At 58.3% G+C, this 9,736-nt stretch carries 8 protein-coding genes; all 8 read right to left on the bottom strand.

What is annotated here, in order from left to right; all coding sequences use genetic code 11:
* A partial coding sequence (locus HF921_RS11065) for a YqgE/AlgH family protein (protein ID WP_226834516.1) occupies positions 1 to 611 on the bottom strand: 611 nt, incomplete at its 3' end.
* 7 nt (positions 612 to 618) lie between these two features.
* Positions 619 to 1,557, bottom strand: a complete 939-nt coding sequence (gene gshB / locus HF921_RS11060; protein WP_064218118.1) for a glutathione synthase — start codon at positions 1,555 to 1,557, stop codon at positions 619 to 621.
* A complete protein-coding gene (gshA, locus tag HF921_RS11055; RefSeq protein WP_064218117.1) occupies positions 1,554 to 2,864 on the bottom strand; it encodes a glutamate--cysteine ligase in 1,311 nt (436 codons plus the stop codon). Before gshA ends, gshB begins: the two co-directional genes overlap by 4 nt.
* On the bottom strand, positions 2,861 to 4,033 hold the full coding sequence (locus HF921_RS11050) for a citrate synthase (RefSeq protein ID WP_064218116.1): 1,173 nt from the start codon (positions 4,031 to 4,033) through the stop codon (positions 2,861 to 2,863). Before HF921_RS11050 ends, gshA begins: the two co-directional genes overlap by 4 nt.
* Positions 4,034 to 4,179: 146 nt before the next feature.
* Positions 4,180 to 4,551 carry an iron-sulfur cluster insertion protein ErpA gene (gene erpA, locus HF921_RS11045; RefSeq protein ID WP_064218115.1) on the bottom strand — a complete coding sequence of 124 codons (372 nt, stop codon included), beginning with the start codon at positions 4,549 to 4,551 and terminating at the stop codon, positions 4,180 to 4,182.
* Positions 4,552 to 4,706: 155 nt separating this feature from the next.
* Complete coding sequence (locus HF921_RS11040) at positions 4,707 to 7,643, bottom strand: FAD-dependent oxidoreductase (protein ID WP_215893817.1); 2,937 nt, start codon at positions 7,641 to 7,643, stop codon at positions 4,707 to 4,709.
* Between the two features lie 105 nt (positions 7,644 to 7,748).
* The gene (locus HF921_RS11035) at positions 7,749 to 8,729 is read right to left on the bottom strand and encodes an alpha-ketoacid dehydrogenase subunit beta (protein ID WP_064218113.1); all 981 of its coding nucleotides are present in this window, start codon (positions 8,727 to 8,729) and stop codon (positions 7,749 to 7,751) included.
* Positions 8,717 to 9,703, bottom strand: a complete 987-nt coding sequence (gene pdhA, locus HF921_RS11030; protein WP_064218123.1) for a pyruvate dehydrogenase (acetyl-transferring) E1 component subunit alpha — start codon at positions 9,701 to 9,703, stop codon at positions 8,717 to 8,719. The genes HF921_RS11035 and pdhA overlap by 13 nt, the downstream gene beginning before the upstream one ends.
* Positions 9,704 to 9,736 lie beyond the last annotated feature (33 nt).

Here is a 9,736-nt window from a genome sequence, read left to right as displayed (position 1 = left end):
CCCGCCGCACCACTGAGCAGACGCATATCCACTCCCAGCAAGCGCGCCGCGGCCTGCCAGCGCTCACTGGCGGGCAGATCAAAGACCACTGCCATATCCAGGGGGCCGTGCAGCCAGGCGTTTTCCTTCAGCTCCTCTTCCAGTTGCTGCGCGCCCCAGCCGGCATAGCCCAGGGTCAGCAGGTAACGCTGCGGCTCTTCGTGCTGGGCAATAGCCTGCAGAATATCCGGCGAGCTGGTCAACGCCAGGGCGTCATTAATCTCCAGACTGGAAAGCCATTCGCCACGCGGCGAGTGCAGGATAAATCCGTGCTGAGGCTGGATCGGCCCGCCCCAGTACACCGGGCGATGGATCATTTCTTCAGAGGGCTGGATATCCACTGCACGCAGGGCATCAGACATATTGATATCCACCAGACGGTTGATGACCACACCCATAGCGCCCTCGGTATTGTGCTCGCACACCACGATCACGGTGCGATCAAAAACGCCGTCGTGCAGCTCAGGCATGGCAATGAGCAAATGATTTTTGAGGGAAGAGAAGGTCATGATTCCCATGATACGTGTTTTCGCTCGAAAACGGCAGGTGCCGGTGACCAGCCGCACGGGCATAGCGGCATTATCGCCCCTGCTCCAGACGTTGCCAGAGCAAATCCGCGGCATCCACCCCGCAGAAACGCTTGATTTCCCGTGCCCCGGTGGGACTGGTGACATTGATTTCCGTCACATATCCGCCAATCACATCCAGGCCGACAAAAAGCAGGCCCGCGGCACGCAAGGCAGGCCCGATCGCCGCACAGATTTCCTGGTCACGGTCCGTCAGTTCCGCCGCAACGGCCAGTGCCCCGGCCACCAGATTACCGCGAAAATCCGAGGCCGAAGGCACCCGCAGCATAGCACCCAACACGGGCACTCCATCCACCAGGAGGATACGCTTGTCGCCCGCGCGGATGGCAGGCAGATAGCGCTGCGCCATCACATAATGTCGGCCCCAGCCCGTCACCGTCTCCAGAATGCTGCCGACGTTGCGATCCTGCAAGTGCAAATAAAACACCCCTTCGCCACCCCGCGCCGAAAGCGGCTTGACGACAATCTCGCCATGCTCGGCGAGAAAGGCGCGCAAATCCCCAAGATCGCGACTGACCAGCAAGGGCGGCAGAAAATCCGGGAAATGCAGGGCATAGAGCTTTTCATTGGCATTGCGCAGACTGATCGGATCATTGACCACCCACGTACCTGCATGCTCCAGCAAATAGCAGGCGGTAAGATATTCCAGATCAACGGGTGGGTCCTTACGCATCAGCACCACATCCATGTCAGAGAGGGGGCGTTCTTCCGGCTCACCCAGCGTGCAGTAGCCTTCCACACCATCGCGCGCGACCACGGCACTTAATCGCCCCCAGGCACCCCCATCACGCAGAAACAGGTCGGGCAGGGTAAACACCCAGCACTGGTGTCCGCGTGCCTGCGCCGCAAGAAGCATGGCGAAGGTCGTATCTTTAGCCGGTTTGATGCCAACGATAGGGTCCATGAGTATAGCGGCCTTAAGCATGCTCATTGAGCCACCTCCAGCGCATTCTGTAGCCGCCAGTCCGCCATCTCCCGTGTCGCGGCCACCAGCGCCAGGCGTGCAATAACGCCATAGGCATAATAACGGTTTACCGGCGCATCGGGCGGTGATTTTCGGCAAGGGACCACACAGGTCTGACCAAAGGCCATGGGCTCAAAGTGCGCTCCTGGGGCGTTGAGGTTCTCATCACGGCCGCGCTCCGTATGCACCCGGTAGAAACCACCCAACACCTGCTGACCGATCATGTACACGACCGGTTCGGCCACGGCCTCCTGGGCGGTTTGCTCAAAAGTGTAAACCCCTTCCTGAATAAAAACATCGCTCACCGGCAGGCCCTCTTTACTCTTGGCCATGCGGGTGCGTTCCCTGCGGTTGAGGTCCAGAAACTCCTCACCCGAATAGGCGGTCATAATGCCCATGCCATAGGTACCGGCATCGGCTTTGACGATGACAAAGGGCCGCTGGCGGATGCCGTAGTGGGCGTAGCGCTCGCGTGTGATCTCCAGCACGGCATCGACATTGGCGACCAGACACTCGCGTCCTTCGGAGCGCATAAAATCAATGCCCTGACAGCGGCGAAAAACAGGATCAATTAGCCACGGATCAATATCGATCACCTCCGCCAGCTCCTGCGCGACAGCACGATAATGGGCGAAATGTTGGGATTTGCGCCGGTTGCGCCAGCCTGCCGCGAGGGGAGGCAGGACAGGCTGTTCCAGATGTTCCAGTATTTCAGGCACACCTCCTGACAGATCATTATTCAGCAAAATCAGTTGCGCATCGAAGCCCGCCGTCGTCAAACGCCCACCGATACGCTGCAACGGTTCAAGAAGGAGCAGGTTCCCCGAAGGCAAATTATAAGCCATGCGATCATCCAGAATCAGGGAGCCCACCCGCACTTCCAGGCCGGATAGTTCCAGCAATTCGCGCAAGCGCGCCACATTCTCCAGATAAAAGAGGTTACGGGTGTGGTTTTCAGGGATCAGGAGCACCCGCTCCAGACCCGGATAATACTGATTCAGATAATGTTGAATAGCCGAAACATAAAGCGGCGAAAACTCCGGATTGAGGTTATTGAATCCCGCTGAAAACAGATTGGTATCCACAGGTGCCAGCTTAAACCCGGCGTTGCGCAAGTCCACAGAGGCATAGAACGGCGGCGGCGTCCGCTGCCATTGTCCTCGAAACCAACGCTCAATAGTGGATTGTGCGGTGATCAGGTGACGCTCGATATCCAGCAAGGCTTCCACCCGATCGGTGGCCAGGAAGGGGATATCCTGTAAAACTTCTGTCATACGTTTTTCCTAGACCGCTCTGCCACAGGCACATAGTGTTGACTCTGTTCCCCTGTATACACCTGTGTAGGCCGGAAAATCCGGTTGTCCGCCAACTGCTCCCGCCAATGGGCCAGCCAACCCGCAGAACGCGCCATAGCAAAAATGGGCGTAAAAAGGTCCGCCTTGATGCCCATCTCGTGATACAGCACGCCCGAGTAAAAATCCACATTGGCATGGATGCCCTTGGGGCCGAGTCGCTCCGTAGCCTGGCGTTCCATCTCTATGGCGATTTCAAAAAGGCGACTGTGACGCAGATGACCGTGACTGGCCAGCTCTTCCATCGTATCCTTGAGAATCGCCGCACGCGGATCACGGGTCTTGTAGACACGGTGCCCGAAGCCCCAGATTTTATCCTTGTTAGCCATCCTCTCATCGAGATAGGCGCCTACCCGCTGGACAGAACCGATTTCTTCCAGCATTTCTATCACCTTCTGATTGGCACCGCCGTGCAGCGGGCCAGCCAGTGTCCCAATCGCCCCACCGATAACGTGGTAGGGGTTAGTGAGGGTAGAGCTGGTCACCAGCACGGAGAAGGTACTGGCATTGATGGTGTGCTCGGCGTGCAGAATCAGGCAGGTGTCGAGAATTTTGGCAAAGGCCGGGTCCGGCTCCCGGCCCGAGATCATATACAGAAAGTTAGCTGCATGACCAAGGTCTGGACGCGGTGGAATGGGATCATTACCAAAGCGCATCTGCTCCCACATGGCCACAATGGTCGGCATGCGGGCGATGATCCGCATCGCCATCGCATCCAGATGGAGCGTATTTTCGCGCTCAGCGTCGGAGAGCTCCTGCTGTGGGTAAAACATGCCCAGGCTAGCCACCGCACAGTGCAGCATATCCATGGGATGCCCGGTCACCGGCATAAACTTCATGATTTCCCGGACATTGTATTTGACTTGGCGATGGGTACGCAGCCCGCGATCAAATTCTCCCAAACCGGCCGCGCTCGGCAGAACGCCGTCCAGCAACAAGAGCGCGACTTCCTCAAAACTGCTATGCGCCACCAAATCCGCAATGGCAAAACCACGGTAACTCAGTAAACCAGCGACTCCATCAATATTGGAGATGCTGGAATGAGTTGCAGCCACTCCCTCCAGACCTGGCGTAAAGTTTGGCTCCGCCATACAGAACTCCTTTTATCATTCGGACGGAGGGCATCCTCAACAAAGGCCTCCAGACCACGGATCACCCGATCATCATAACCTGCCCGTAAAATAAAGGGGAGGCCATCGGCCTCCCCTTGGGGCACATCAGTACCCATATCCGGCAATCAAGCCGAGAAAGAAGACCCACAACCACAGGTCGTTGTCGCGTTGGGGTTTTTAATGACGAACTGCGCACCTTCCAGTCCCTCGCTGTAGTCAATCTCTGCACCTACCAGATACTGGTAGCTCATGGGATCAATCAGCAGGCTCACGCCAAATTGCTGCACTTCCGTATCGCCTTCATTCATATTCTCATCGAAAGTAAAACCGTACTGAAAGCCGGAACAACCGCCACCCGTCACAAAGACACGCAGCTTCAAACCTTCAGTACCTTCTTCTTCGACCAACGAAGCAATCTTGTCCGCTGCATTTTGTGTCAGGGTCATAAGCGGAGGAATGGAATCCAGATTGGTCATTGTTTCGGTTGCTGTGCTCATCGTGCATCACTCCATGCGCCGCAGCGCTTCATCCAGTGGATACCCGAGCATTTTGCTCGCTTTTACGCGCAGACGTCAAGCCGCGCCAGAGGCCTCGTTGACACTCACCCTGTGCCGGAATATCCGGGGGCACAATTACCACTGCCAACCACAAATCAACCACCTGCCTTGACGGAGCGGCGCAGACGGGATAACAGACGCCGTGCCATTTCGCCGAAGAGTTCAGTCTGCGTTGGATGCGGATGAATGGCTTCGGCCACCTGCTCCAGCGTCAGACCAGCGCTCACCATCAGCACCGCCTCGCCCACCAAGGTATCCGCATGATCGGCCAGGAAGTGTACACCAACGATGCGATGACTCACCTTGTCGGCGACCATTTTGATCAGACCATCCGTCTCACCGGTCATCATCGCCTTGGCATCGATGCTCATCGGCACCTTGACCTCGACGGCGCCAATACCAGCGGCCTTCGCCTGCTCCAGGGACAAACCGACAAAGGCGCATTGCGGTCGGGTGAAAGTCACACCGCAGTCCTTCGCCGCATCGTAGCGAACGCTGTTGTGGCCCAGCAAATTGGCCGCCGCAACTCGCCCCTGTTGACTCGCCGTGTGGGCCAGCATGTAACCGCCAATTACGTCACCCACAGCATAAATATGGGGTACATTGCTACGCCCAGTCGCATCCGTAGCGATGGCAGCCCGCTCACCGAGGGTTACGCCGGCCGCCGCAAGGTTCAGACCACTGGTATCCGGACGCTTGCCGGTCGCCACCAGCAGCAAATCACAGTTGTAAGTCGCTGCCTCTTCACCGATCTGATATCGAACGGCTAACTGACCGACCTGCCCGGTGACACCCGCCACTTTGACGTCGGTCAACACCTGCAGGCGCGGACTGTTGTGGGCGATGGCCTTCATCAACTGTTCCGCGATCTCCTTTTCCATCTCTGCCACCGGCCGCGGCAAGGCTTCCAACACCCGCACTTCGGCGCCAAAGTCATGGAACATCTGCGCCATTTCCATGCCGATGGCTCCCGCACCGATGACGCAGAGGCGTTTGGGGGGCTGCTTCAAGTCCCAGACCGTATCAGAAGTCACGGCGGCGCCATTTTTTAACGCTTCCTGAATACCGGGAATCGGCGGCACAAAGGCCGGAGCACCCGTAGCGATGACACAAGCGCCAAAAGTCAGGGTTCGCGCATCTTTACCGCTGATCTCGACACTATGATCGCCGGTGAAGCGGGCGTAGCCTTCCAGTACCTGAATCTTCATGCCCTGATCGGTTTTTAGGGCCATTTCCCCGCGCGTCTGGAGAATACCACGGCGATGCTGCTCCAGTCGCACCCAATCCAAACTGGGCTTGCCAAAGCTAAGGCCCATGGCGGCATCATGCTCACGATCTCGGATATGGTCTGCGGCGGCGCGCCAAGCTTTGGAGGGGATACAGCCGCGCCAGAGACATTCGCCACCCGGCAAAGGCGCGTTGTTAACCATTGCGGTCTTGACACCATTCTCCACCAATTCACGGGCACAGTCTTCACCACCAGGGCCCGCACCGATGACCAACACCTGCACATCATAATTCCCTTCAGGAATCACCGGCCCCGTGCTGGCCAGCCAAGCCTCCGGATGCTCGATCGCCTGTTTCAGATCTTTGAGAAACAGGGCCGCCTCGGCGCCGTTCACCACCCGATGATCCGCAGTAATGGTGATGGGCATACCTTCGAGGCCGTTGCCGGCAATAGCAATGATGGCCGACGTGCCCGGAGTGACGATCGCATCGAACTGGGCGATGCCATACATGCCCATGTTGGAGATAGTGAAGGTGGGATGGGTGTATTCGGACGGGCTGAGACGACGTTTGCGCGCCTTCTCCAGCAGCGGGGTCCATTCTGCTTGCAACTGATCAAGACCCTTGCCTTCTACCCCACGTAGCACCGGCACCACCAACCCGCCATCTTCCGTGGTCGCGGCAATACCGATGTCATGCTGGCCACGTTCGACAATTTTATCCGTGGGCTGATAGGCGGCGTTCACCAAGGGATGCTTGCCCAGCGCCTGTGAAGCGGCCTTGGCGATAGCCACAGTGACGGAAATCTGGTGTGCCTTGGCCGCGCGGATCAAGGCCTCGGGCCTGACCCGCACCGTGACATGGAAAACCGGGATACTCAGGGAGGCAACCATCGCCTGACTGATGGCTCTTTCGATGGCCGTCATGGCGCGGCCGTTGCCGGGCACAGCAGGCTCACTGGGACGAGTGGATGCGGCTGGTGCCGTATCGCCGCCAGCCGCGAGGACGTCGGCGGCGACAATCACGCCGGCTGGACCGCTGCCACGCAGCCTGTTGAGATCCACCCCCTGCTGACCCGCCAACTGGCGAGCGAAGGGGCTGGCCGCGCCCTGCTGCGGGCGCGGCGCCGGATGCGTGCCCGACACCAGAGCAGGCATGGTGGCGATCACGGGCGTTGCGGAGCCATGCACGGAACTGGCTTTGCCCGCCGTACCGGTGCCGGCTGCCGCGCTGTCGCGCTGCACCTGCTCCGGCGATGCCACCAGCCAAGCGATAGGTTCGCCTACCGGCACTACCGCATCCGCCGCCACCAACGGACCGGAAAGGTAACCTTCACGAAAAACCTCCACATCCATGATGGCCTTGTCCGTTTCCACCGTCGCCACCACATCCCCACGCTGGATTTTGTCACCCAGAGATTTTTCCCAGGACACCAGCACGCCCTCGGTCATGGTATCGGAGAGCTGCGGCATTTTCACCGCATAGCCCTCAGGGAGGGATACCGCGGCGGGCGCCGGCTCTGGTGTGCCGGCAGCAGCAGGCGCCACTACCGTCGCCGCCGCACTATCGGTGATGTAGCCGATAGCCTCGCCCACCGGGAGGACACTGTCGGCCTCGGCCAGAGGCCCGGCCAGATAACCCGAGCGGAACACCTCCACATCCATAATGGCTTTATCCGTTTCTATCGTCGCCACCACATCGCCGCGCTCCACCCGTGCGCCCACGGCCTTCTCCCAGGAAACGAGCACACCCTCCGTCATGGTGTCAGTAAGTTGCGGCATCTTGATGACGTAAGGTTCGGCCATGTTTCACCATTATTCATTCAAATCGAGATTGAGAAGGAGATCGTGTCGCTCGTTCGCCGAACGAGCCACGATCAACCAACCACCAGAACAGGTCGCCGGATACTACTACCGACCCAGCATTTTCCGCACAGCGGCGACCACATCCCCGGCATTGGGAATCGCCGCTTTTTCCAAGCGACGATTATAAGGAATGGGCACATCCAGGGCATGCACTCGCACGGGTGCAGCATCGAGATCGAAAAAACATTCCTCGTTGATGATTGCGATCACCTCAGAACCTACGCCTACAGGCGCCTCGTCTTCTTCGACAATAATGGCGCGATGCGTCTTGTGTACGCTGGCCGCGATACCAGCCCGATCCATGGGCTTGAGTGCCCGCAGATCGATGACCTCGGCATCAATACCATGTTCCTGCGCCAGTTGCTGTGCTGCCTCCAGCGCCCAATGCACGCTGATGTTGTAGGCAAAAATGCTGACATCTTTACCGGGCCGCATCACTTCCACCCCTTCCAGCGGGGTGAAGAACTCCGTATCCGGTATCTCGCCCTTGAGGTTGTACATACTTTCGTGCTCAATGATCACCACCGGATCATCGCAACGCACGGCGCTTTTCAGCAGACCGTAGGCGTCGCGCGGCGTTGCCGGGGTCACCACCCGCAGGCCGGAAATACCCATGAAGACTTTCTCCATGCGCGCCGAATGCTGGGCACCCAACTGATGTGCCGTGCCGCCCGGCACCCGCATCACAAAGGGACAGCGGATACGACCACCGGACATGTAATGGATTTTCGCGGCGTTGTTCATGAGCTGATCCATGGCGAGCCAGGCGAAATTGACGCTCATAATTTCGACGATGGGACGGGCCCCGATCATGGCCGCACCGACACCGATGCCCGTGTAGCTGTTTTCGGAGATGGGGGTATCGACTACCCGCTGCTCGCCGTACTTGGCGAAGAGACCGCTGGTCGCCTTGTAGGTGCCGCCAGCGACGCCAATATCCTCACCCATGGCAAAGACTAGCGGGTCCCGCGCCATTTCCTCATCGTGGGCGCGCAGAATACCCTGCCAATACATCATTTCAGCCATGGCTGCTTGCCTCCTTCTGTATACACATAACGGGCAACGTCCTCGACGCGCGGCTCCGGACTCTCGGTGGCAAAACGCACGATCTCGTTCTCGATTTCGTCCTGAATGGCCGCGTCCATGGCGTGGAACATATCCTCGCTGAGCACCCCGGCCTCTATCAGGCGACGTTTATAAATACCAATAGGATCGCGCAGTGCCCATTCTTCCACCTCTTCTTTGGAGCGGTAAGCACCGGAATCTGACATGGAATGACCGCGCAGACGGTAGGTCATCAATTCCAGAAAGTAGGGCTTACGCTTTTCACGCACATGCTGCACCGCCTTTTCGGCGTGGGCCATGACCACATCGATATCCTGACCGTCGCACTGCGCCGCCTCCATGCCATAAGAGACCACACGCTTGTATTGATTAATTTCCACCGTCGAACGTTCGATGGCGGTACCGATGCCATACAGATTGTTTTCGCAGATAAAGAGCACCGGCAGATTCCACAGGCTCGCCATGTTCATGGTCTCATGGAAAGTACCCTGATTGTTGGCACCATCACCCAGGAAACAGATGGAGATTTCATCGCTGCCACGCAACTGGATCGCCTTAGCGAAACCAGCGGCTAGCGGAAAGGGCCCACCGACCAGCGCGTAGCCACCCATGAAGTGCACATCAGGATCAAAGAGATGCATGGAGCCACCACGGCCCTTGGAGCAGCCCGTTTCCTTGCCAAAAAGCTCTGCCATCAACACCTTGGGATCCATCCCCGACTTCAGTGCATGAATGTGGTCGCGATAACCGGTCACCACATAGTCCGAACCAGTGCGGGCCTTTTCCAGCACACCGATGGCACAGGCTTCCTGACCAGGATAAAGATGCAAAAAACCGCCGATCTGGCGTTCGTGATAGGCTTCCGCGCAACGTTCCTCGAAACGGCGGGCAAAAAGCATTTCACGCAACAGGCGCTTCTGGTCCGTGGCGTCCATGGTCCTCCAAGCAAAAAATGGACCTCATCGGCT

Origin of the sequence: Acidithiobacillus ferriphilus (assembly GCF_018854775.1) — a bacterium.
In the GTDB taxonomy this organism is placed as follows: domain Bacteria; phylum Pseudomonadota; class Gammaproteobacteria; order Acidithiobacillales; family Acidithiobacillaceae; genus Acidithiobacillus; species Acidithiobacillus ferriphilus.
The sequence above is the reverse complement of the archived record's forward strand: the minus strand, read 5'-3'. Positions and strand labels throughout refer to the sequence as shown.